Here is a 23,796-nt window from a genome sequence, read left to right on the forward strand (position 1 = left end):
GGCGCACGTTGAGGTTGATGTCGCGCAGCACGTGGAACTCGCCATACCACTTGTGCACGTCGATCATCTGCACGGCGGATTCGGTCTGCGGGTCGCGGGCGGCCTGAACTGTTTGGGATGTCACTGTCGTTGCCATGAATGATTACCGTTTCTGACCTGCCGCGAGGCGTCGTTCGACTCCGAGCGAGTAGCGCGACATGCCGAAGCAGAAGATGAAATAGAACAGGGCCGCGAAGGCATAGCCCGTCAGGCCGATGGTGGGCGCCGCCCAATTGGGATCGATGCGCGAGGCCTCGATCGTCTTCACCACATCGAAGATGCCGACGATCGACACGAGGGAGGTATCCTTGAACAGACCGATGAAGGTGTTCACGATTCCCGGGATCACGATGCGCAGGGCCTGGGGCAGGATGATGAGGATCATCATCTGCGGGTAGTTGAGGCCGAGCGACATCGCGCCTTCATATTGCCCCTTCGGCATGGCCTGAAGGCCGCCGCGCACCACCTCGGCCATGTAGGCTGAGGAGAAGAGCGCCGTTCCGATGAGGGGTCGCATCAGGCGGTCGACCGTCATGTCGCCTGGCAGAAAGAGCGGCAGCATCGTGTTAGCCATGATGAGCACCGTGATCAGCGGCACGCCACGGACGAACTCGATGAAGATGACGGACGCCATCCGCACGATCGGCAGCTTCGAGCGGCGCCCGAGGGCCAGCAGGATGCCGAACGGGAGCGAGAAGACGATGCCCACCGTCGCCACTAGCAGCGTCACGAGAACTCCGCCCCAGAGGGAGGTCGGCACCGGATCCAGGCCGAAGTTGATATCCATCAGGGCGAGTGTGATGCCGATCACCGCGACGATGCCGCCGCCTATGATCAGGGCCGGACGCAGCGACGTCTTGAGAAGGGCGGCGAGGAAGGCGAAGAGAGCGATCACAAGAGCGCCGAAGATCAGGAAACCGACCCAGAACCGGCTGCTGAAATCGTTGTTGCCGCCCGTCAGCAGAATATAGGAGGCCACCGGGAACAGCCAGAAGAAGTAGACGGCTCCCAAATCCCGGCGCGGCGCTCTCAGCCACAGAAGCCAGCCCACGCCCAGAGCCAGGAGAGCGAAGAAGACATCGACTCTCCAGCGCTGGGAAACCGGGTATGAACCGTAAGTGAAGTAGCCGAGCTTTTCGCGGATGAAGGCCCAGCAGGCTCCCGCTTCGCTGCCGCCCATATCGGCGCGGCAGGCGGCGCGGTCGGTGCCGCTCCACACGGCATCCACGAACAGGAACTTCACCAGGGGCGGAATGCTGACATAGAGCAGGTACAGAACCACCAGCGTCAGCACGGTATTGAAGGGGCCCGAGAAGAGGTTTTCCCGGATCCAGGCGATAGGACCGCGCGTGAGATTCGGCGGAGGCAGAGCCTCCTCCTGCTTGGTGCGGACGAAACGAGGCATATCGACGGTGGTTCTCATCGGAATTCCTATCGTTCGACGATTGCCACACGGCGGTTGTAGATGTTCATCAGGGCCGAGGTCACGAGACTGATTGTCAAGTACACGCCCATGGTGATGATGACGACCTCGATGGCTTGGCCGGTCTGATTGAGAACGGTGCCCATGAACACCTGCACAAGATCGGGATATCCGATCGCGACGGCCAGCGACGAGTTCTTCGTCAGATTGAGGTATTGGCTCGTCAGCGGCGGGATGATGACGCGCATCGCCTGCGGAATGACCACGAGGCGCAGCGTCTGGCCCGATTTGAGGCCGAGCGAGCTTGCCGCCTCGGTCTGCCCCTTCGAAACGGCCAGGATTCCTGCGCGCACCACCTCGGCGATGAAGGCCGCGGTATAGGTGGTAAGGCCGAGCAGCAGCGCGACGAACTCGGGCAGGATCTGCATGCCGCCCGTCAGGTTGAAGGTGCCCTTCTTGGGCATGTCGAAGCCGATCGGGTTGGCGCCGAAAAGAGCGAGCACGATCCAGGTCACGACGGGCAGACCGACGACGAGACCGAGCGTCGCGAGGCCGACAGGATATTGCTGTCCCGTACGTTCCTGCCGCGCCCTCGCCCAGCGCCGGTAGGCGAAAGCGACCACGAGACCGATCGCCAGCGCGACCGGGATGGCCCACGCATCCTGCGCATAAACCGGACGGGGCATGAAGAAGCCGCGCGAGTTCAGGAAGAAGCCTGCGCCCATCTCCAGGGAGTTGCGCGGCTGCGGCAGCGGCCCGAGAACGGCGATGTACCAGAACAGCAGCTGCACCAGGAGCGGGATGTTGCGCAGCGCCTCGACATAGACCATGGCCACCTTCGCCACGACCCAGTTGGTGGACAGCCGGGCGATGCCGATGAGAAAGCCGAGAATGGTCGTGAAGAAGATGCCGATGGCGGAGACGATCAGCGTGTTGAGCAGACCTACGATGAATGCATCACCATAGGTGGAACCGGCCGCGCTGAACGGAATGAGCGACTGGCTGATGTCGAATCCGGCCGTATTCTCGAGGAAACCGAAGCCGGACGCGATCTTGGCCCGCCGCAGGTTCTCGATGGCATTGCTGGCCGCTACATAAAACAGGTAGCCGACGACGGCGATCAGGAGGACCTGGTAGAAAATTCCACGGACCTTCGGATCGTAAAGAAACGATTTTTTGGGTGGCGATGTCTGGCTGACAACGGTCTGCACTGAACTCAATCCTCTGACGGCTGACTTTTTACGCCGTCCTCCCCCGTGTTCATGCAATTGTCGCTGCCATGAACGACCGGCAGTTTATTGTTATTGAGGAGCGCCCAGCTTCCCGGGCGCTCCAGCCATGAAGGATCCGGTTAGCGGATCGGCATGCCGTATTGCAGGCCGCCCTTCGTCCACAGGGCGTTCTGGCCGCGCTTGATCTTCAGCCTGGAGCCTTCGCCGACGTTCTTCTCGAAGATCTCGCCGTAGTTGCCCACGTGCTTGAGGATCCGATAAGCCCAGTCGTTCGTCAGGCCGACGGCCTCGCCGTACTTGCCCTCGGTGCCAAGCAGACGCTTGATCTCCGGATTGTCGGAGGACTTCATCTGATCGACATTGGCCTTGGTCACGCCGAGTTCTTCGGCGTCGAGCATGGCGTAATGGGTCCAGCGGACGATATCGCCCCATTGGTTGTCGCCGTGACGGACGGCCGGGCCGAGGGGCTCCTTGGAGATGATCTCGGGCAGAACGATGTGATCGTCCGGAGCCGACGCGCGCAGACGCTCGGCATAGAGGCCCGAGGCGTCGGTCGTGAACGCGTCGCAACGGCCCGCGTCATAGGCCTTGAAGGTCTCGTCCGAGGTCGCGAAGGCCACGACTTCGTACTTCATGTTGTTGGCGCGGAAGTAGTCGGCCAGGTTGAGCTCGGTGGTGGTGCCCTGCTGGGTGCAGATCGAGGCGCCGTTCAGCTCCTTCGCGGAGGACACGCCGAGCTTCTTGCGGACCATGAAGCCCTGGCCGTCGAAGTAGTTGATGGCCGGGAAGTCCAGGCCGAGCTGCGTGTCGCGCGACATGGTCATCGTCGAGTTGCGGGACAGCACGTCCACTTCACCCGACTGGAGCGCGGTGAAGCGGTCCTTGGCGGCGAGCGGGATGTAGCGGACCTTGGACGGGTCGTCGAAGATCGCGGCAGCGATGGCGCGGCAGAGGTCGACGTCGAGACCAGTCCAATTGCCCTGAGCGTCCGGCAGACCGAAGCCGGCGAGACCCGTGTTAGAGCCGCAGGTCAGGAATCCTTTCTGCTTCACGCTGTTCAGGGTCGCCTGCGCGGACGCGCCGGTCGCGAGCAGGCTTGCCGTCAGGCCGAAGGCAATCGATACGAGAGCCTTTTTCATGTTGGTTTATTCTCCCCAAAGTTCCATTCGGCTCGTCTGTTCTTCTTCCCCCAGCCGAGCCACGGTCAGACCGTTCCACGCCGCATCGGTCGATGGCGGCATCGGGATCCATCACATTCCATGATTGATCACCGGTCAAGTCTTGATGGAATGGTTTTTAGTCGGAGGGTTGACGTTGGAGTGCCCTCGGCCTCAGATCATGTTCCCTTCAGCAAGTCCTTGAGCCCATGTCAAAACTTCCTCCCAAACCTGCCCATCTCGCGGAACGCACCCTCCTCGTTCATGCGGGTCGAGAGCCCTTCGAGCAGCATGGCTTCGTGAACACGCCGATCTATCGCGGCTCCACCGTGCTCTACCCCACGACCGACGATCTCCTGCACCGCCGTGGGCGGTATTCCTATGGAACGAAAGGGACCCCGACCACGGAGGCGCTCGAGACGGCCTGGACGGAACTCACGGGCGCGGCGGGCACCGTCCTGGCTCCCTCCGGCCTCGCGGCGGTCACGGTCGCCCTCATGTCCTGCCTCAAGGCCGGCGACCACCTGCTCGTCACGGACTCGGTTTATCTTCCCACGCGGCAGTTCAGCCATGGGATGCTTGAGAAATTTGGTGTGGAAACCACCTATTACGATCCCTCGATCGGAGCCGGGATCGCCTCCCTCATGCGCCCGAACACGGCCGCCGTCTTCACGGAAGCGCCTGGTTCACAATCCTTTGAGATGCAGGATATCCCCGCCATCGCCGAGGTGGCGCACCGGCATGGGGCCGTGGTTCTCATGGACAACACCTGGGCGACCCCCCTGCTCTTCCCGCCGCACGAGCGGGGCGTCGACATCGCCATCGAGGCCGGCACCAAGTATCTCAGCGGCGGATCCGACCTCCTGCTCGGACTGGTGTCCGCCAACGAGCGCTGCTTCAAAAATCTGCGGGCGGCCTATGACGCCTTCGCCATGTGTCCCGGACCGGAGGACGTCTTCCTGGGGCTTCGCGGCCTTCGCACCATGGCGCTGCGCCTGCGCGAACACGAGAAGCAGGCTTTGGAGATGGCCCGCTGGCTCGCCGCACGCCCCGAGGTGGAGCGCGTGCTTCATCCGGCGCTCGAATCCTACAAGGGCCACGACATCTGGAAGCGGGACTTCAAGGGATCGTCCGGCCTGTTCTCGGTGATCCTCAAGCCGTTCTCCGACAAGGCGCTCGCCGCCATGCTCGACGGGCTGGCGCTCTTCGGGATGGGCTATTCGTGGGGCGGCTTCGAGAGCCTCGTGATCCCCTTCAACTGCGCGACCTACCGCACGGCCACGAAATGGGAGCCGGGCGGACATGCCCTGCGCTTCCACATCGGCCTTGAGGATCTCGATGATCTCAAGCGTGATCTGGATGCGGGCTTCGCCCGTCTGCGGGAAGCGGATTAGGCCATTATTCGGCGAAGCGGATTCGCTTCGCCGTCAGAGACGCCGACCTATCAAAGAAAAGAGCTGTTTCCGCGCAAGGGGAGACAGCTCTCGAGCATCGGACCCAAAAGTGGATTTGCACTTTTGGGATCGATCCGATGCTCCCTTCTTGGATGAGCGCATCGTGGGACGCGGACCCAGCGGGCCGCGCAGCGAAAACCGGATCCACTTTTCCGCACGATGCGCTAGGTCGGGAGTTCCGCCGTCTTGGCTTTTTTCCGCGCTTCCTTTGCGATCAGCATGAGGTTGCGGACGTAAATGAAGATCGACAAGGCCTGCCCGGAGATGATGACGATGTCTCGCCGGGCGAAGCCGTAGATGAGCGTCATCAGCCCGCCTCCGATGGAGAGGAACCAGAACGCCATGGGAATGACGCTCTTCTCCGCCTTCTCGCTGGCGATCCACTGCACGATGAAGCGGGCGCCGAACACGAACTGCGCCAGAACGCCGAAGGCGGCCCAGAGATCGAAGCGGGCAATGACGATATCGTAGAAATACAATCCGATATCGTGGGACAGGCGCATCAGCATCAGAGAATTTCCTGGGAAACGGGCACGCGGCGTCGGCGGCGGATCAGCCACCACACCCCCGCGAGATCGAGGATTCCGACCCACAGGCGGTCGAAGAGGCCATAATTCGACTGTCCCGCATGCCGGGGCCGGTCGACCACGTCCACATGGGCGATCCGGTAACCCTCGCGCTTGACCAGGGCTGGCATGAAGCGGTGCAGGGCATCGAAATAGGGAAGGCGCAGATAGACGTCGCGCCGGAAAGCCTTGAGGCCGCACCCGGTATCCCGCGTCCCATCCTTCAGGACACGTCCGCGCACGCCGTTCGCGATACGCGACTGCCAGCGCTTGGCGGCCCCTTTGCGCCCGAGCCGCTGCCCGGCGACGAGGCCGACGTCCGGGTCGTCCAGCGCCGCGACGAGCTGCGGGATGAAGGCCGGGTCGTTCTGCCCGTCGCCGTCGAGGGTGGCGATGATGGGCCCGCGCGCCGCATGAACGCCCGTCCGGACCGCCGCGCTCTGCCCGCAGCTCCCCTCGTGACGGATAAGGCGCAGCCAGGGCCGGGGGGCGCGGGCCGCCCGCACCTGCTCGACGGTATCGTCCGTCGACCCGTCATCCACGTAGATCACCTCGAAGGGAGCGAGCGGCGCACAGGCGCGCTCGATCTCCTCCACGAGGGGGAGGATGTTCAGAGCCTCGTTCTTGACGGGCACCACGACGCTGAGGCGCGGACCCGGGGTTAAATCGTTCATCGATCAAGGGCCCTTTACGGGCCCCCTCTTGAGTTAAGAGATCAGGGACAGCCGGCGTCGACGGAATAGACGCCGATATCGACACGCTTCCCGCTGTTGATATTAAAACCTGAGACGCGGGTCGAGAGCGCAGGGGTCAATCCGTTCCGCTCGTTGGCGGCCCGGAAATCGGTCTCGAAACGCTGGTCGACGAACACGGCCGCGCAGCCTTTTTTCAAGAAGGCGGATGCCTCCGAGGCGCTGTCGAGCATATCGAGATTGGTGCCGACCAGGAAAACGAGGCTCGGCTCGCGGTAGCCGAGAGTGCCGACCCTCATCTTGCCTCCTACCGTCTCCGCTAACTTGTCCGAGACCTTCAGAGACCGCAGGTCGAGCTGGGCGAAGCCGAACACGCCGATGGATAGGCAGACGGCCGAGAGGAAGCCGGCCCAGAGGCAGCTCACCACCCGGTTCTTGATGAAGAGCCACCAGGCATAAAGCGCGATCGCGGAGGCAGCCGCCATGAAGGGGAGCGCCCGGTACGGCAGCGTGCCGTCGAGGGACCAGTTCGCCGCCGACAGGCCGATGGTCAGGCCCACGGGGATGAAGGGAATGAGGACCGTGGCCAGCTTCGCGAAGGGCCGGTGCGGACCGACGAAATGGCGGCTGATCGCCATGACGATGAGGATCGCCACCGCTGGAAGCAAGGGCAGCGTGTAATGCGGCAGCTTGGTCGGAACGGCCTCGAAAACCAGCCATGAGGGGACGATCCAGGCCAGAGCGAAGGCGACCGGCTCTTCCCGGCGATGGATCCAGGCGAAGGGCACGGCGATGGCCGCCAGGATCGCGCCCGGCCAGAAGGTGGCGAAGAAGGCCACCAGATAGAAGCCGGGAGGAGCCCAGTGGTACTTCTGGGCCGTGCCGACCTTGCCCAGCATGTCGTGGCCCACGGCCTCCGAATAGAACGCGCCGCCGCTCTTGATGGCGATGGCGACGAACCAGGGCAGAACCACGGCCAGGGTGAAAGCCAGGCCGAGCCAAGGCCGCAAGGTCAGCAGCCAGCGCGTCGAGCGCTCCCGATAGGACAGGACGGCTCCGGTAAGGCCGGCGAACATCAGGACCAACGGCCCTTTGACGAGGATGCCGAGGGCGAACCCCGTCCAGAAGATCAAGAGGGCGCGCCGCGGCAGGATTCCGGCCCCTCGGCTCAGATAGGCGCGCGCCAAGCCGCCCATGACCGCCACCGAGCAGGCGGTCAGCATGGCATCCGTCTTGGCAAGCCGCGCCTCGACCATGAGGATGACGCAGGTGGCCATCAACGCCGCCGTCAGGAAGGCCCCTCGCCTCCCAAAGAAGGCCAGGGCCGCCCAATAGGTCAGGAGAACCGTCGCGATGGCGCCGAACAGGGAGGGCAAACGGTAGTAGGCAATCGTCTTCTGTGCCTCGGGGGCGCCGAGGGCCTTGGCAACCAGAACGCTGGCGCTCTGCATCCAATAGATACCCACCGGCTTCTTGTATCGCGCCTCGTCCTGGAAGCGGACATCCACGAAATCGCCTGTCTCCAGCATCTGCTTGGAGGCCTGGGCGTAGCGGGGCTCGTCCCGATCCATGGGTTGCAGGGTGGTGAAACCCGGCAGAAAGCAGGCCAGAGACAACAGGACGAGGACAGCGCAAAGCCGGGCATGGCTGCGCTCCATGAAACTCACGAGCTGCGCAGGCGAGAAGCGGCGCAGGGATGGATGCTGGGCGACGGAACCGTCCATCGATGACATGCCTTTGCGGACAAAAACTCGGGTGGGAATAGCCCCGCAAAGGCCGTGGTGTCCCCCAATCCCGGCGGGAAGTCAAATCCAGCGGTGCCGGGCGTGCTGCCGCACTTGGAGGGTTCCCGCGAATAAAACCCCAGGAGCCGGTGTTCGCTGAGGAGCAACCAAGGAGGGCGCCATGTTCGGCCACCGCACGTCCCGTTCCCCGACAAGATTTGCCGCCCAAGCCGCTGTCCTGTTCCTGGGTGCAGCCCTCGCGACCGGCCCGGCCCTCGCCCTCGGCGGAGGAGGAGGCGGAGGCCTCGGCAGCGGAAACGGCAGCGCGGCCGGAGGTGGGAGCGGGAGCGGCAACCGCGGAGGCAGCGATCGCAACACGAGCAATCCCCCCATGACCGTCTGCCCCCGTGGGCAAGTCTGGGTCCAGAAAACGAACAAGTGCGTGCGGGCCCAAAGCGGGATCGTGCCTGACGGCAACCTGACCGAATACGCCTACGCGCTCGCCAAGGCGAAGCGCTACAGCGAGGCCATCGACATGCTCGATCTCCTGCAGAACCCCAATACGCCGCGAGCCCTCAATTACAGGGGCTATGCGACGCGCAAGCTCGGCCGGACGGAGGAAGGCATCCGCTATTACCTGCAATCCGTGGCCCTTGATCCCAACTACGCGCAGGTGCGGGAATATCTGGGCGAGGCCTACGTGACACAGGGCAAGATCGATCTCGCCAAGGAGCAGCTCCAGACCATCAAGACGCTCTGCGGAACGGGATGCGAGGAATACAGGGACCTCGCCAAAGCCATCGGGGCGACCCCGAAGCTCTGACGCGCCGAGATGCGGCGGGGCCCCCCGCCGCGCCAGCCCTCTTCAAGGAGATAAGGAGATGACGCACTTAAGGCTCCAAGCTCCCTTCGCGCTCCTGGCACGGCTTCTCCTGGCCCTCATCTTCGTCGTCGAGGGTTGGGACAAGCTGCTCAACTATTCCGGTACGATTCAGTACATGGATCAGCACGGAGTGCCCGGAATCCTGCTCCCGCTCGTGATCCTGACGGAGCTGGGAGGTGGCCTGCTGGTGGCTTTCGGCTTCCTGACCAGGATCGCAGCCTTCGCCCTGGCGGGCTTCTGCGGCCTGACCGCCCTCCTCTTTCATGGAAATATCTCGGATCCCGACGAATTGATCCAGTTCTACAAGGATATCGCCATGGCCGGAGGCTTCCTGGGCCTTGTTGCGTTCGGCCCCGGAGACTGGTCCGTCGATAACTTCGCCCGACGCCCCGAGCTTCCGATCGAGCCGCCCGGTACGGTGCGGGAACAGGGGAGATGAGCGTTCCGTTTCAGGAGCAGCACCTTGTCTTCGATGGCCGGGACTCCCTATCTCTAATATTCGCATCGAAGCTGCGACACAGAGCATTTGCGCAGGTGATGTTCAGGACCGGGCAGGATGAAGTCAGAGCGGACTTGCCCCGATATTTAACGCGGCTCTGGCGCTATGGGCTGGTTCTGACCGGACGCCGCGAGGCCGCCGAGGACCTGGTTCAATCGACCTGCCTGCGGGCTCTCGAGAGAGCGCAGCAATTTGCCGCCGGGACGAATCTTCAACGATGGCTGTTCGCCATCATGCACTCCATCTGGCTGAACGAGATCCGGTCTCGGCGCATCCGGGAAGGCGCGGGCACCGTCGATGCCGAAGCGGCCCTTGCCTTCGACGGTTCGGAGCAGGTCGAGGCCCATGTGCTCGCCCATCAGGTCCTGCGCGAAGTCCTCGCCCTTCCCGACGGCCAGCGGGAGGCGGTCTTTCTCGTTTATTGTGAAGGCATGGCCTATCGGGAGGCAGCGGACATTCTCGCTGTTCCTATCGGGACGATCATGAGCCGTCTCGCCGCGGCGCGCCTGACCCTCGGCAGACTCAGCATGGAGGCCCGGACACCATGACGCCTCCCCAGGATCTTGGCCGCATGACGGATGAGCAGCTCGTTGCATATCTCGATGGCGAGCTCGCACCCGACGAGCAATCGACCGTCTCCAAAAGGATCGCGGGCGACTCCGAGCTTCAGCGCCGCCTCCTCGTGCTGTCGGGCGGCAATCGCCCGTTCAAGCAGGCTTTCGACGCTCTCCTCGCCCAAGCCCCTGAAGAGCGCCTGAGATCCATGCTGCCCGGCATGTCCGCGGCGGTCCCTCGGAACCGGTCCTGGAGCTGGAAGACTGCCGCTGCCGTTGCCGCGGCGATCATGCTTTTTCTTGCAGGATTTGCGACCAACAACCTTCTCGGCCCAGGTTTCTCGTTGCGGGATCTGGTCACGGGCGCATCCCGCACCCAGGACGATGACGACTGGCGTCAGGCGGTCGCCGAATACCTCACGCTCTATTCGGCCGACACGCTGGCCAGCATTCCTGACGACGATGCGATGAGACAGCGCGAGATCGACAGTCTCAAGTCCAAGCTCACGGTCAACCTGTCCGTGCGCCAAGCCGATATGCCCGGATTGTCCTTCAAACGGGCTCAGCTGTTTGAATATGACGGAAAGCCCCTGGGTCAGCTCGCCTATCTCGATCCCGAGAGCGGCCCTCTCGCCCTGTGCATGGTCAAAAGCGATGACGAAGACGCCCCGCCGCGCACCGAGCAGAGAGAAGGCTTCCACATCGTCTACTGGACGCAAGCGGGGCACGACTACATGGTGATCGGCCGGATGCCGTTTCCCCGCCTCGAGAATCTGGCGAAGGATTTCTCGGACCGCTTGGCGGGGTAGAGCCGTTTTCATTCTGCCGAAGAAGGTTCACAGGTGCGGCATGAGCGTGGCTCGATCCCGCACCCGACGCGCAGGCGCATTCGAGCGCCTCAGACGACAAAGAAGTCGTTCGCCGCCATCTTCAGGCCCTTCGAGACTTGCGCGAATTGCACGGATGCGGACTTTCCGGTTCCGTCCGCATCGTAATAGAGCCCGCCTTTCGAGGAATCGTAGAGAACGCGGTCCGACGTATCGTGAGCCCTGCTTCCGGTCCAGAGCGCGCTCGATGGGAGCTTGCCGGCTTTCAGCGTCGTGAACACGGAATTCTCAAGGTAGATGGTATCGTCCGCGACCGAGAAGTCGGCGATGCGGTCGAGGTTCGACGCTTGGCTCGGCTTCGTGTTGAAGACGAAGACATCCTTGTCCGCTCCGCCATACAGGACATCGTTGCCTTCGCGCCCGTAGAGGCGGTCGGCTCCTCTGCTGCCCTTGAGGACGTTCGAAATAGCGTTGCCGACGATCATGTCGTTGCCGGACCCGCCGATGGCGTTTTCGATCAGAGACCGCACGTCACCGTGATACATCAGGGCATTCGCGATGTTGCCGCGCGCATAATGCCCGTCGCCGAGCTGGGCGATCTGCTCCGTGGAGAGGCGTGTCCACTGCCCCGGACGCAGGTCCACCTTGAGAGCCGTGGCATAATTCGACAAATCGTAAGTGTCCTGTCCGCCACCGTCCCAGAGCGTCATGAAAACACGATTGTCGCCCGGAAGGCTCTGGCCGACGCCGTCGATGAGTTCCTGCCCCGTCGCCGGATCCCAGCGATAGACAGTGTTGTCGGCCCTCGTGGTGAAGTCGGCGCCATACATATGCTGCAGGGCCGCAATGTCGTACATCATTGGGGTCTGAACGTAGTCCCAGGCCCCGTTCTCCACATATTGCCCGGCCGCGCCCACATAGGACCGATAGGTCATGGCCGAGAATTCCATGGAGTCGCGCGCGGGCGTCATGGCTCCGAACTGGCCCGCCTCGTTTCCATGCTTCAGGCCGACAGAGTGCAGGATCTCGTGGATGAAGGCGTAATAGCCGTAACTTCCCGGGACCGGATCATCGAACCACCCGTTGGTGCGACTGAACCATACATCCCCTCCCTCGTCGGATGGATCCGGGAAGAAGGACCATGCCGTCGACGGCATGTCCGAACTGGCGAGCCGCACGGTCGCGTGCTTCGTGGAGGTCTCCGAAGCCTCGGTGAAGTTCAGGTTGGTGACCGAGGCGATCATCGCGAAGACTTCGCGCGCCGCCTGCTTCTGGTTCGCGTTCAGCGCCCCGAAATTGTCCTGTGGTTCGCCCGATCCGTAATTGCTGCCGTAATAAGATGCCTTTTGCGGAAAACTGTATGTGAGATTGGGGCTGCTCCAGCCCGAACCCGAAAGGACACCATCGATATCCTGATTGCCTGTCCGTGCTACCGTAACCGAAACTGCCATGCTCGTCCTCAGGTAAACCAGGGCTTTTAGAGCATAGAGGGAGCAATAATTTTATAATCCATAAGGATTAAAATTGAATTATCGCTAGATTTATATTCTTATTTCTATGTAAATTTACGCACCTCACCAACCAAACAGCTTATCATGTGAAATTTACACTAATTTTGCATTTATATAACAACAGCAATACTTAAGCTATATACCAGGCGCGAATAGCGGCATTGGAGCCGACCATCCCAGAGGAACGGGTCTCCTCCGTAGGATTTGATCACAGGACCAACCGGAGGCTCTGCATGGAAACCCGCATCTACGGCGAACACGACGAGAGAACGATCAGGCAGCTGCATCGGTGCATGGCGGCAGGGAGCGCCGCCAAGGGCGTGCTCTGCGCGGACGGGCACCTCGGCTATGCCCATCCGATCGGCGGCGTCGTGGCCTATGAGGAGCATATCTCCATCAGCGGCGTCGGCTTCGACATCGCCTGCGGCAACATGGCGGTGCGCCTCGACACCCGCTACCGGGACATTGCGGGACAGACCGCGAAGATCTTGAGCGACATCGGCAGAACGATAAGCTTCGGGATTGGCCAGAAGAACACCGTGGCGGTCGACCACGCGCTGTTCGACTCGCCGCTCTGGGACGAGGCGGGCGTCCGTGACCTGAAGAAAATGGCATCCCAGCAGCTGGGCACCGTCGGTTCGGGCAATCATTACGTGGATCTCTTCGAGGACGAGGAGGGCTTCGTCTGGATCGGGGTGCATTTCGGCTCGCGGGGCCTGGGGCACAAGATCACGACGAAGCATCTCGCCCTCACGGGCGCGAAAGACGGCATGGAGGTAGAGCCGGCCCTCGTTCGCCAGGACAGCGAGATCGGGCAGAGCTATCTCGCCGGCGTGACCCTCGGCGGGCTTTACGCCTATGCCGGACGCGAATGGGTGGTGGAGCGCGTCCGCCAAATCGTCGGCGGCGCCGTTACGGATTCGGTCCACAACCACCACAACTTCGTCTGGCGCGAGAACCACGACGGGCGGGATTATTGGGTTGTCAGGAAAGGGGCGACGCCGGCTTTTCCGGGTCAGCGCGGTTTCGTAGGGGGCTCCATGGGCGACAATGCCGTCATCCTGCGCGGCGTCGAGAGCGAGCAGAGCGCGGACAGCCTCTATTCCACGGTCCATGGCGCCGGCCGCCTGTTCGGGCGCATGGAGGCAAAGGGCAAGAAGAACCGGCAAGGCGAATGGATTCGCCCTCCCCGCTTCACCCGCGAGGAGATGGATGCTTGGCTCCGCGACAAAGGGGTCCTTCTCCGAGGGGGCGACGTCGATGAAAGCCCGATGGTTTATCGCAGGCTCGATGAGGTGCTTGCCTATCACAGCGGAACGATCGCCATCGAGCATCGCCTGCGCCCGTTCGGCGTGGCCATGGCAGGCCCCGGCGAGTTCGATCCCTACAAGGATTGAGGTCGCGCCGGAGCCTGACCGTTATCGAAGCCACCCGAAATAGAGCGACCAGAGGCTCGGCGAACGGATGCCGCGCACCCGCCGGGCCGCCTCTTCGGCCCGCATCGACTCACCGCCATGGCACGAGCAGAGCACTATATGCGCATCATGCTCGGAGATCTGGAAGAAATTCACCGCATCCCCGAACCTGTCGCTCAGGAGACCTGCAGTCCGCAGCACCGGATCGTCGAAGGCCACTGTCAGGGCGGAATTGTCGGCGCGCATGGCGTGACGGACCGCCTTCGGTTTCCATTCGATTTCATCGAGGGTTCTGAGAGTGCGGTCGGGCTCCCGCTCGAGCAGCTCGGCCCAGCGATCCAGACGCTCCCGTTTCGAGAGTACAGGCGTTTGCGAGGGCTTCAGATCGGCCACGTGGCCGAGTTCAGACAGAGGCCTGTGTTCCATGCTCCCCTCCTTGGCAGAGAAGCGTTCGCGAGCACCCACCAGCTGTCGGCTCAACCATGAAGCCCAAGGAAAAGTTCGGAAGTCGGCTCGCTGATATTTTAGGCAGACAAAAGAAAAGGCCTCGCGCCGCCTATCAAGGCGGCGCGAGGCCTCCTGCGTCGTCTTTTCGGGATCAGGCGTCGGCAGTGTGACTGTGATGCTGCAGCCGGTCTCCGGCCACGCCCATCAGCTCGGCCAGGCGATTGCGGGCGCGGTTCACGCGGCTTTTGATCGTGCCGACCTTCACACCGAGGGCTTCCGCCGCATCCTCATAGGACATGCCCTCGGCGCCGATCAGGATGATCGCCTCACGCTGCTCCTGCGGCAACTTTCCCAAGGCTGTCGTCAGATCCTGCAGGGCGAGCTTGTCCTCCTGATCGGGAATGGCGACCATGCTCGCGGCATGCGCGCCGTCTCCATCCTCGACCTCACGGCTGGTCTTCCGGTGGGTCGAATAGAAGCCGTTGCGCAAAATCGTGAAGAGCCAAGCCTGAAGATTCGTGCCGCTCTCGAAGGTTTCCTGCTTCGTCAGCGCCTTCAGGACGGTATCCTGTACCAGGTCCTCGGCCTGATCGAGCTTGCCCGTGAGCGACAGGGCGAAGGCGCGCAGGTTGGGCAGCGCCTCCATGACACCGTCGACAAAAGCCTGATCGACGGGCTCGGTATGCGCGCGGATGACCTGCGCGACGCGCTCGGCGAGCTTGGCCAAATCGCGCGGCAGCTTGTCCTCGGCGGGATCGCCGTAAAGCGCGCGAAGCTGCTTACCGAGATGAAGACGAACGGCCGCGCTCAAGGCCGCGCCTGAGATCGGTGAAGAAGGGTTCTGAGAAGAAGTTCTGGTCTTGTCTGGCATGCGGGAATATTTGGGGCGGCCGTCGCGCTTTTAAATATGCGCACGCCAATTCGACGGCGTGATTTTCTGCGACAAAAGGCGAGGTTGAAGCCTTCGCCCGCACCTCTAGTCGCGGAACGCCTCCAAGCGGCGACGCTGCCTTTTGCGCATCACAATCGGAACCCTTTGCCCGTTTGCTTGTTCCTGTCGACTCGAACACCAAGGAGCAATGACATGAACAACCGCGGCTTCCCTTCGATGACGGCCCTTCTGGGGCTTCTCGCGATCGCCGGTTACCAGAACCGGGATAAAATCGCCGAGATGCTGCGCGGGGGACAGCAGCCTGGCACGCCCGGACAAGGACCGGGTCAGCAACCCGGTGGCCTCGGGGGACTAGGCGGCCTCGGCGGCCTGCTCGGCAGTCTCGGGGGAGCAGGCGGCGCGGACGCGGGTAACCTCCTGAAAGGCGGTCTCGGCGAAATCGTCGACCGGTTCCGCCAAAGCGGCCAAGGTGAGGCAGCCGATTCCTGGGTCGGCACCGGCCCGAATAAGGAGATTGCGCCGCAGAACCTCGAACAGGCCATCGGGCCCGACGTTCTGAACACGCTGACGCAGCAGACCGGCCTCTCCCGCGAGGAAATTCTCGCACGCCTGTCGCGGGAACTGCCGCACGCGGTCGATCAGTACACGCCGGAAGGACGCCTTCCCGACTGACGGGAGCGTCATCCGGTCATCGGAAAACCGGGTCCGTTCTTGAGTCCGACGCGCTAAAGACGCTCCCGCCGCGCACTGCGCCTCCGCCCCCACCATACGACGGAGCGGCGGCGCAGCCTGCGCGCCAGGGGGATGTCGATGGACAGCACGATGATCCCCAAAGGGATCATCCAGAAGCCGAGCACGGGTAGAAAACCGACGAGTCCCCCTAGAACCAGCGCGGTGCCGAGCGCGATCCGGAGCGCTTTCGAGCGCGGCAGAGGCACATGACGGCCGCCGAAAGCAACGCGGTTCTTGCTCATGGATTGCCCTTCCCTCCCACGCGAGCAGAAAAGACGGGTCCGGACCGGTTGGGTTCTGCCCTCACGCTTCCTGCGTCCTCGAAAGCATGGTTTGCTTTACGGCCTCGACGAGCGCGTCGGAACGGATCGGCTTTTGCAGGAAATGCGTGCCCTCCGGAAGATCGCCGGGCTTGGGCGCCACCTTGCCGGAGATCACGAGAACGCCCACGTCCGGCCATCCCTGGCGAACGAGGCGGGCGAACTCGAATCCATCGATAGAGCCGGGCATGTTCACGTCGGTGAGCACCACGTTGATATCCGGGCGCTTTTTAAGAAGATCGAAAGCCTCGTCCGCGTCCTGGGCCTCGACGACCCAGAACTCGGCATCCCGCAGGATTTCGACCTGCGTCAGGCGCACGAGCAGCTCGTCCTCCACGAGGAGCACGACGGGTCGGTTCAGAATCTCACGCCGGGGCTTCATACACCGTGAAACGGGTGATCCAACTTTCTTGTTCCCACCTTCATTTCAGCTCTCAGCGCACTAGCCTTTTCAGTTACGGAAAGTTCGGTCTCCGCCGGACAATCGAGGAGGATTCCATGACCACGTTCAAGGTCGGCTACCTGATCGGCAGCCTCGCCAAGGAATCGATCAACCGTAAGCTCGCGCTCGCCCTGACACGCATCGCGCCCAAGCAGCTCACATTCACCGAAATCCCGATCAGGGATCTGCCGCTCTATAGTTACGACTACGATTCCGAGTTCCCTCCGGCCGCGCGCGCCTTCAAGGATTCCATCGCGGCCGTCGATGCCGTGCTGTTCGTGACGCCGGAATATAACCGCTCGATCCCGGGCGGTCTGAAGAACGCCATCGATTGGGCCAGCCGGCCCTACGGCCAGAACGCGTTCACCCGCAAACCCTCGGCCGTGATCGGCACCTCCCCCGGCTCGATCGGAACGGCCATCGCGCAGCAGCATCTGCGCAGCGTGCTCGGGTTCTGCAACTCGCCTCAGATGAACGCGCCGGAAGCCTACATTCAGTTCAAGCCCGGGCTGATTGACGATGACGGCAACATCACGGTCGAGTCGACCGCCGAGTTCCTGACGAAATACATGGCCGAGTTCTACCACTTCATCGAGAGGGTCTATATCGCCCTGCCGCGCGACACCTGAACCGCGCCGCGCGTGGAGCGGTGGGTCAAGAACTTCCTCAGTACTCCAGCTCGAAACCGAGGCCGACGGAGGTTCCCCCCTCGGCGTCGACCGCGCCCTGCGCCTTGAGCCGCCGCGTCAGGTCCACATCCACGGTAACGCCGCTTTCCTCGGGCCGCGCCCCTGCTTTGACGCCGACGCGCACGTTGTCGCTGATGTAGCGCGAGACGCCGACCGCAGGATCGCCGCTTGCTCCGACCGTGATGTCCAGGCTGTCGACCCCCAGCGAGCGCCGCAGGCTCTCGAAGGCATCCGTTCCCGTGCCGCCGGAGAGCTGCGCCACGGTCTGTGCGAGCTGCAGCGCCTGCCCCGCCGATAGGCCCCCGGAGGGGCGCTGGAACAGGACGCGGGATAGAACCTCGTCCTGCGGCAGATCCGGGCTCGAGCTGAAGGCGAATACGGGCTGAGACGCTGGCCCCGTCACCGCGATACGAGCCGTCACATCGCCCGCCTGCGTTTCCGCCAGGAAGTCGAGGGAAGGCGTCAGATCGCCGGTGAAGTCGAGCCTTCCCCGCACGAAGTCGATACGCCTGCCGATGAGATCGAGACGCCCGCGCCGGAGTTCGAAGGCGCCGATGGCGACCGGATCGCGGGATGTGCCTTGCAGACGCAGATCACCGCCGAGCTCGGCATTGATCCCCCGACCCCGCACGAAGATGCGGTTTTGCGCCGTGACGACGAGATCGAGCGCTGCGCTGAACGGGGTTCCCCGAGCGGCGCTCTGCTGCTTGCGCTCCAGGGCGAGCCGCGCAGCGGCGGTTGGCGTCGGCTGAACGTGCTTGGTGCCGGGCAGCGGCCTCAGCGTGGTGGGAAGCCGGTCGGGAACGGAGACGTTCATCGTGATGATGTCGACCCGGCCCGCAAGGCGCGGAGCACTCGTGAGAGGCCCCGAAACCGTAAGGTCGAGATCGGCGCTCGCGTCTACGGTCTGGTTGGAGACGAGCTGGGCGCGGCTGCCGGTGATGCGGATATCGGCAGGCAATCCGGCTGCTGGATCGAGGGTCACCCGTCCGCTCGCGGCGAGCGTCCCGCCATTGCGCGTGCGGGCGCTCAGGCTCTCGATGGCGAGAACCTCGCCGCGCGCGGCAAGCCGCCCATTGATGTCGTTCAGCTGGATGCCCTGGAGAGAATCGACGAACGTTCCGCCTGACAGGGCAACGGTCCCCTGGAGGCGAGGCTCGGCCATGGCGCCCGCGACGGAAAGATCGAGCGCGGCGCTGCCGGTCAGGCGCTGGCCACGGGCCGAAAGGAAGCTGTTCGCCACGGCGAGATCCGTTCGTCCCGCAATCTTCAGCGCGAGTTCGTCCGTGGTGTCGAGCGGCACGCTTCCCGAGACCTGCACCGTTCCGAAGCGTCCCGCAGCCACGTTCGCGTCGATGGTCGCTCTCTGGTCCGCGATCCGGCCCTGCGCCGTCACCGCCAGCGGAGGAAGGCCCGCCTGGCGCGTCTCCGGCGTTGCGAGCCCCGTCACCCGCACGTCGTAGGTGCCGGTCGGGTTGCCCGCCTCCCCTGCGACCGTGGCGCTTCCGTTCACGGTACCGGAAAGGCCGAGATTGGGCACGGCGATTTCGGCGACCTGGAGAGGAAGGTTGCGGATGTCGACCTTAAGATCGAGCCGGTTGCCGACCTTGCCGGAAATGCCCACGCGTCCCTGATCGGCGGCGATCAGGAGGCCGCTGATGGTAGCGTCGCCGCCCCGGAGTTCGATCGCGGCGGGTTGCGCCAGAGCAAGACGCCGGCCGCCGCGCCTTGCGGTGAAGCTCGCCAGCTCGATACGCGTCGCATCGCCCGGAATCACGCGGGCCTGCGCATTCAGGTCGAAACCTTGCCCTATGGCCGACGCCGTGATGGTCGACGCGGCGGGCGAGCCCGTCGCCGAGAGGCGGATGGTTCTGAAAGTTTGCCCGGCCGCGGTCAGCGCCTCGGCCTGAACGGTGCCGTCGATGACGGGCCGCGCGTAGAGATCGGTCACGGAGAAACGGGCATCGAAGCCCTGCACCGCCACGTTCGCGACAGCCACGCGGGATCCCGTTGCCGTGACCGTTACATCCTGGCGCCCGTTCGCGGCGCTGAGCACGATGTCCCCGTTCAGCGATCCGTCGAGCTTTGTCAGAACGAGCGGACTGAGGTCGTCGAGATCGCCTCCCGATACCGAGATGCGGCCCTCTGCGAGCTGGTCGGAACCGATACGCAGGTTTCCGTTCAGGGAGACGGAGCCGATCTCCGCACTGAGACGATCCAGGAGCCAGCCGCCGTCGCCTGGTCGCGCGAGATGGACAACGCCTGTCGCCGGTTTTGCGCCGACCTGCCCATCGAGCGTGAGAGCGGCATCGAGCGCGCCCGTCACGTCCTTGGCGTCGAGCCGAAGCGCAAGCCGTGGGATGGGCCGGTCGAGCGCCCTCACGTCGGACAGAGTCGCATCTGCCGTGACATCGGGCTTTTCGAGAGACCCCGACAGGCGAGCCACAATGGTCGCGCGCCCGGCGCTCACGCGCGGATCGAGATGCCTGAGTTGGTCGATGGCGATGTCGAGCCCCAGATCGGCGGTGCTCTGCGTGGCGCGCCCGTTCACGCGCGCATCGAGATGCGCTCCGTCGATCCGGAAATTCTCGAACGCGAAGCCGCCGGGCACCCGGCGCAGGACGCCCTTCGCCGCCACCGAGCGACCGAGGAGTCCGTCCAGAGGTGGCGTTCCCGTCGAGAGTTCCCGCAGGCCGGCGTCGATCGTCGCTGCGATATTGGAGCGACGCGGGTTTCCGGACAACCTTGCATCGAGGGATGCGGAACCGCGCAGCGTGCGGCCGGCGACGCCGGAGAAGGATGCGAGCGCAGGGATGGTGGCGTTCAGGTTTCCATCCAGCACCGTCGAGCCGATCCGTCCGGTGAAGCCGGCCTGCGCCGTGGAGGTTTCGAGGCGCGCCGTCTCGACGCTGGCGATCCCGTCACGGTCGAGTGTGCCGTTGGCGTTCAGCGACAAGGTCCGCCCGAGGGCGCGGGCGATGGCCCGGTCGGCGGGCTGGATGCCGTCGGCTTTTGCATCGACGGTGAAGGTGAACCTGTCTGGAATGGCCGCGTCGTTCACCGGGTTCATGGCGATGCGGGCCACAAGCGTGTCGAGCGCGCCCTGCGGCAGACGGACACCGGCGGCATCGAGCGAACCGTTGATGCGCGGTGCCGTCATCGTCCCCTGCACTCTTCCGTCGAAGACGAGGCGGCGGATCTCCGCATCGCCCGCGCGGGTGGCGGAGCCGTCATTCGGCAGGGCCCGGGCCTGAAGGTTCAGGTCCAGCGCCCGCGCCCCGCTGACGGTTCCCGTCATGTCGAAGCTCGCCACGTTCGAGGTGATGCGAACCGGTTGGAGTCGCAGAGTGCCGTCGTCTCCAATCGACACGTTGCCGACGAGCTGTGTCGTGCCCGAGAAGACGGGGGCGACGGGGGCTGGAAGCAACCCTTCGACCCGTGCGGCGAGGTCGGCATCGACAGCGTAGGCGGCCCCGGCGCGCCGGACCGTCGTTGTGCCTGTAGCTCCAATCGTCGGACCGGCCGAAAAATCGAGCCGCGCCGCGAAATTGCTCAAGGGGCCGTCGCCCGCGAGCTTGAGATCGACCGGCGGCAAGCCGGGCAGGTCGAGCAGTCGGGCTGCGATGCCGCCCTCCGGCTCCTGGTGTTTCAGATCGAGGGCGAGCCGGTTCGTCTGCGGCACATAATCGAGACTGATCGAAACGCTGCCCGGCGCGTCCAGGCGCTGCGCGGCGAAATCGAGCTTCAGCCCTTCGCTCGGATCGCCGAGATCGGCAGAGCCCTTGGCGGAGAGCCGCGCGGCGGTGCCGAGCACCGGTTCGCCGAGCGCAAGCTCCTGAAGGGTAAATCCCTCGACGATCACCTTCACGGGCAGCTCGGGGAGGATCGGCTCGTCGGAGACGGCGACCTTCTCCTCTTCCGTCGTCTCGGGCTTGCGCAGAACCTGCAGATGGTCGATTGCGAGCTCGTTCACTTCGAGCCGCCCGCTCAGCAGCGCGGTCCGTGTCCAGACGAGGCGCGCACGATCGAGCAGGAGCCAATCGCCGTTGCGGTCCGCGATCTTCACGTCCCGGATTACCGCATTCGAGGACAGCGCCCCTTCGATCTGGCCGATCGTGACCCGCGTCGTCGGCGTCGACAGAACCCGTGAAATCAGGTTCGCCAGAACGCTCTGATCGGTCTGGGCACGGCTCTGTGATCCCGCGACGAACCACAGCGCGGCCAGCGCCAGAACCACGGAGACGGCGAAGAGGGTAAGATGGCGTCGCAGCTTGATCATCAGAACGCCTGTCCAATCCCGACATAGACGGCGAGGGAGCGATCATCCCCTCTCTCGCGGCGAACGGGCATCGCGACATCGAGGCGGATCGGTCCGATCCCGGTATAGTAGCGCAGGCCCAGGCCAGCCGAGACGCGGATCGAGTCGTTGAAATCCGGGTAGCTCGACTCGAACGCGGTTCCCGCATCGACGAAGGGCACGATGCCGATGGTGTCCGTCACCTTGATCCGCGCTTCGAGGGAGCCCTCGATCAGGCTGCGCCCGCCGATGGGCTCGCCCAGGAAGAGCGGGCTCAAGCTGCGATAAGCGAATCCGCGCACGGAGCCGCCGCCGCCCGCGTAGAAACGCCGGTTCGCCGGAATGTCCTCGAGATCCGCGCCGATGATCGAGCCAAGGCCGAGACGGCCCGCGAGCACGTAACGGGACTCCTCGTCGATGGACCAATAGGCGGAGGCCGTTCCCTTCGCGATCGTCATGGGAACCGACGATCCGAGGAAATCCGGGTAAGGCGTCACCGACGCGATGAGCTTCATGCCCCGCGTGGGATCGAGCGTATTGTCCGTGGAATCGTAGCTGACGGAAAGCGGCAGGCCCACGAGGGTGTAATCCACCTCTCCGAGAATGTCCGAGGCTTGTCCCTTTTCGTATTCGATGCCGCCCTGGATCGAGAAGGTTTCGCTGAAGCGGTGGCGGATCCCCGCCGTTCCGTTCACGAGACGGCTCGTGTAGCCCTCCGTCCGGTCGCGCTCGGCAAGCGCTTCGGCCAGGAAATCGTTGCGCGTTCCCCAGAGAGCAGGCTTCAGGAAGCTCGCTCTGACGCGCCCGCCGAGATCGCTCCAGTCGAAGCCGTCGTCATCATTCGGACGGCCGCCGTCCTCCGTGAGATAGAAGACGCTGCCCTCGAGCCTCAAACGCTCGGCTCCCCCGAAGAGATTGCGATGCGCCCAATAAGCGCGAACCGCAGGTCCGTCCGTCGTGGAATACTGTACCGACGCGCCGACGACGCGGGGCGGACGTTCCGTGATCTCGACGAAGAGGGGCAGGTTGCCGTAGGCATCGAGGGTCTGCCCCTCGCGCACCCGAACCGACGACAGCGCCTCGATGTTGAGGATCGACTTTCGCATCGAGGCGATGGCTGCCGGTGAATAGGGATCGCCCGGCTCCGTATAGATGAATGACCGCACCACAGCCGGGTCCACGTTCTCCGCGCCCCTGACGGAGATCTCACCGATCCCTGCACGCGGACCGGGGTCGACCGTCAGGCTGACATCCATGACCTGTGCCGGGTGATAGACGACCGGATTCTGTCCCGTCACCTTGGCGAAGGGCCGCGACTGCGCGCGGAAGTAATCGACGATCCGCGCCTGGGCCGCCACGATGTCCGCCGCGCGCGCCGGATCGCCGGGATCGATCTTGACGACGCGGGGCGGCAACTCGTTCGGCGGGAATGGCTGGCCGGTCCGCGCATCGAGGACGGCAATATTCCGGAGAGCGAATTGCAGTCCAGGATCCACCGTGACCTGGACGGGCACGAGCGCCCGCGAGCGGTAGGCCATGGCCGCCCGGATGGCGGCCTCGGGGCGCGTCGCCTGGAGCGACAGGGGCGCGCCGGCGACGCTTACTGTGATCCGGGCATTGTAATAGCCCGCACCCCAGAGCGCATCGTTCAGGCGCGGAAGATCGGCCTCCGCCCGCCGCACCAGCGCATCAGCATCCGGAGGCGGATCGCTCTTCAGGCTCTGGAGCGTCGACGCGTCCTTGAGGATCTGGGCAAGATCCTTGCTGTTTCCGACGACGGTGAAATCAACGCTATAGGGTAGCGTTTCCGCATTCGGCGGTGGTGGGGCCTCATCGCTCCCGCCGAAGAGGCCGAAGAAGTCGAATGCCATGGCAGGCGGAACCATCGACGCACCGGACATGAGTCCTGCGAGGAGCGCCAGAGACGTGAATTTTCTGGTTCCCGACCATACCGCTTGAGCCACGATCACCCTAATGACATAACATAAAAACGAACTTTTG

At 63.9% G+C, this 23,796-nt stretch carries 21 protein-coding genes; 8 read left to right on the forward strand and 13 right to left on the reverse strand.

The features are described from left to right. Positions 1 to 142 precede the first annotated feature (142 nt). The 3 genes from ACS5Q0_RS20595 to ACS5Q0_RS20605 form a co-directional block, all read right to left on the reverse strand. Positions 143 to 1,462, reverse strand: a complete 1,320-nt coding sequence (locus tag ACS5Q0_RS20595) for an ABC transporter permease subunit (protein WP_473128520.1) — start codon at positions 1,460 to 1,462, stop codon at positions 143 to 145. A gap of 8 nt (positions 1,463 to 1,470) precedes the next feature. Further along, entirely contained in the window at positions 1,471 to 2,673 is a 1,203-nt protein-coding gene (locus ACS5Q0_RS20600) for an amino acid ABC transporter permease (protein WP_473128521.1), read from the reverse strand. A 140-nt stretch (positions 2,674 to 2,813) separates the two neighbouring features. Beyond that, complete coding sequence (locus ACS5Q0_RS20605) at positions 2,814 to 3,833, reverse strand: amino acid ABC transporter substrate-binding protein (protein WP_473128522.1); 1,020 nt, start codon at positions 3,831 to 3,833, stop codon at positions 2,814 to 2,816. A 227-nt stretch (positions 3,834 to 4,060) separates the two neighbouring features. Between ACS5Q0_RS20605 and metC the strand changes: the two genes are divergently transcribed. Then, entirely contained in the window at positions 4,061 to 5,245 is a 1,185-nt protein-coding gene (metC, locus tag ACS5Q0_RS20610; RefSeq protein WP_473128523.1) for a cystathionine beta-lyase, read from the forward strand. 224 nt (positions 5,246 to 5,469) lie between these two features. On the opposite strand, the gene ACS5Q0_RS20615 is transcribed toward metC, so the two are convergent. From ACS5Q0_RS20615 to ACS5Q0_RS20625, 3 genes are read right to left on the reverse strand one after another with little or no spacing between them, the layout of a single operon-like run. Continuing rightward, positions 5,470 to 5,814, reverse strand: a complete 345-nt coding sequence (locus tag ACS5Q0_RS20615) for a lipid-A-disaccharide synthase N-terminal domain-containing protein (protein WP_473128524.1) — start codon at positions 5,812 to 5,814, stop codon at positions 5,470 to 5,472. Then, on the reverse strand, positions 5,814 to 6,545 hold the full coding sequence (locus ACS5Q0_RS20620) for a glycosyltransferase family 2 protein (protein WP_473128525.1): 732 nt from the start codon (positions 6,543 to 6,545) through the stop codon (positions 5,814 to 5,816). The genes ACS5Q0_RS20615 and ACS5Q0_RS20620 overlap by 1 nt, the downstream gene beginning before the upstream one ends. A gap of 41 nt (positions 6,546 to 6,586) precedes the next feature. Continuing rightward, a complete protein-coding gene (locus ACS5Q0_RS20625) occupies positions 6,587 to 8,287 on the reverse strand; it encodes an ArnT family glycosyltransferase (RefSeq protein WP_473128526.1) in 1,701 nt (566 codons plus the stop codon). A gap of 181 nt (positions 8,288 to 8,468) precedes the next feature. Here ACS5Q0_RS20625 and ACS5Q0_RS20630 point away from each other — a divergent pair, with 181 nt between their 5' ends. From ACS5Q0_RS20630 to ACS5Q0_RS20645, 4 genes are all read left to right on the forward strand, one after another. Next, positions 8,469 to 9,110, forward strand: a complete 642-nt coding sequence (locus tag ACS5Q0_RS20630; protein ID WP_473128527.1) for a tetratricopeptide repeat protein — start codon at positions 8,469 to 8,471, stop codon at positions 9,108 to 9,110. A gap of 58 nt (positions 9,111 to 9,168) precedes the next feature. Then, positions 9,169 to 9,609, forward strand: a complete 441-nt coding sequence (locus ACS5Q0_RS20635) for a DoxX family protein (protein ID WP_473128528.1) — start codon at positions 9,169 to 9,171, stop codon at positions 9,607 to 9,609. Between the two features lie 98 nt (positions 9,610 to 9,707). After that, positions 9,708 to 10,217, forward strand: coding sequence for a sigma-70 family RNA polymerase sigma factor (locus ACS5Q0_RS20640; protein ID WP_473128586.1), 510 nt, complete (start codon positions 9,708 to 9,710; stop codon positions 10,215 to 10,217). Further along, on the forward strand, positions 10,214 to 11,032 hold the full coding sequence (locus ACS5Q0_RS20645; RefSeq protein ID WP_473128529.1) for an anti-sigma factor family protein: 819 nt from the start codon (positions 10,214 to 10,216) through the stop codon (positions 11,030 to 11,032). The genes ACS5Q0_RS20640 and ACS5Q0_RS20645 overlap by 4 nt, the downstream gene beginning before the upstream one ends. Positions 11,033 to 11,121: 89 nt before the next feature. Here the strand turns inward: ACS5Q0_RS20645 and ACS5Q0_RS20650 are convergent, their stop codons facing one another. Beyond that, positions 11,122 to 12,501: a M10 family metallopeptidase gene (locus ACS5Q0_RS20650; protein WP_473128530.1), complete on the reverse strand. Its 1,380-nt coding sequence runs from the start codon at positions 12,499 to 12,501 to the stop codon at positions 11,122 to 11,124. Positions 12,502 to 12,794: 293 nt separating this feature from the next. Here ACS5Q0_RS20650 and ACS5Q0_RS20655 point away from each other — a divergent pair, with 293 nt between their 5' ends. After that, a complete protein-coding gene (locus ACS5Q0_RS20655; protein WP_473128531.1) occupies positions 12,795 to 13,958 on the forward strand; it encodes an RtcB family protein in 1,164 nt (387 codons plus the stop codon). Positions 13,959 to 13,979: 21 nt separating this feature from the next. Here the strand turns inward: ACS5Q0_RS20655 and ACS5Q0_RS20660 are convergent, their stop codons facing one another. After that, complete coding sequence (locus ACS5Q0_RS20660) at positions 13,980 to 14,402, reverse strand: hypothetical protein (protein ID WP_473128532.1); 423 nt, start codon at positions 14,400 to 14,402, stop codon at positions 13,980 to 13,982. A gap of 172 nt (positions 14,403 to 14,574) precedes the next feature. Further along, positions 14,575 to 15,234, reverse strand: coding sequence for a sigma-70 family RNA polymerase sigma factor (locus ACS5Q0_RS20665; protein WP_473128533.1), 660 nt, complete (start codon positions 15,232 to 15,234; stop codon positions 14,575 to 14,577). Between the two features lie 273 nt (positions 15,235 to 15,507). On the opposite strand from ACS5Q0_RS20665, the gene ACS5Q0_RS20670 reads away from it, so the two are divergent. Continuing rightward, positions 15,508 to 15,987, forward strand: coding sequence for a YidB family protein (locus ACS5Q0_RS20670; protein WP_473128534.1), 480 nt, complete (start codon positions 15,508 to 15,510; stop codon positions 15,985 to 15,987). 53 nt (positions 15,988 to 16,040) lie between these two features. Here the strand turns inward: ACS5Q0_RS20670 and ACS5Q0_RS20675 are convergent, their stop codons facing one another. Next, a complete protein-coding gene (locus ACS5Q0_RS20675; RefSeq protein WP_473128535.1) occupies positions 16,041 to 16,289 on the reverse strand; it encodes a hypothetical protein in 249 nt (82 codons plus the stop codon). A 61-nt stretch (positions 16,290 to 16,350) separates the two neighbouring features. Beyond that, positions 16,351 to 16,749, reverse strand: coding sequence for a response regulator (locus ACS5Q0_RS20680; RefSeq protein WP_473128536.1), 399 nt, complete (start codon positions 16,747 to 16,749; stop codon positions 16,351 to 16,353). Positions 16,750 to 16,865: 116 nt separating this feature from the next. Here ACS5Q0_RS20680 and ACS5Q0_RS20685 point away from each other — a divergent pair, with 116 nt between their 5' ends. Then, positions 16,866 to 17,438: an NADPH-dependent FMN reductase gene (locus ACS5Q0_RS20685; RefSeq protein WP_473128537.1), complete on the forward strand. Its 573-nt coding sequence runs from the start codon at positions 16,866 to 16,868 to the stop codon at positions 17,436 to 17,438. 37 nt (positions 17,439 to 17,475) lie between these two features. Here ACS5Q0_RS20685 and ACS5Q0_RS20690 read toward each other — a convergent pair whose 3' ends face one another. Together ACS5Q0_RS20690 and ACS5Q0_RS20695 are read right to left on the reverse strand one after the other, a co-directional pair. After that, on the reverse strand, positions 17,476 to 21,777 hold the full coding sequence (locus tag ACS5Q0_RS20690) for a translocation/assembly module TamB domain-containing protein (protein WP_473128538.1): 4,302 nt from the start codon (positions 21,775 to 21,777) through the stop codon (positions 17,476 to 17,478). After that, positions 21,777 to 23,696, reverse strand: coding sequence for an autotransporter assembly complex protein TamA (locus ACS5Q0_RS20695; protein WP_473128539.1), 1,920 nt, complete (start codon positions 23,694 to 23,696; stop codon positions 21,777 to 21,779). The genes ACS5Q0_RS20690 and ACS5Q0_RS20695 overlap by 1 nt, the downstream gene beginning before the upstream one ends. Positions 23,697 to 23,796 lie beyond the last annotated feature (100 nt).

Source organism: Microvirga sp. HS2 (assembly GCF_055792805.1).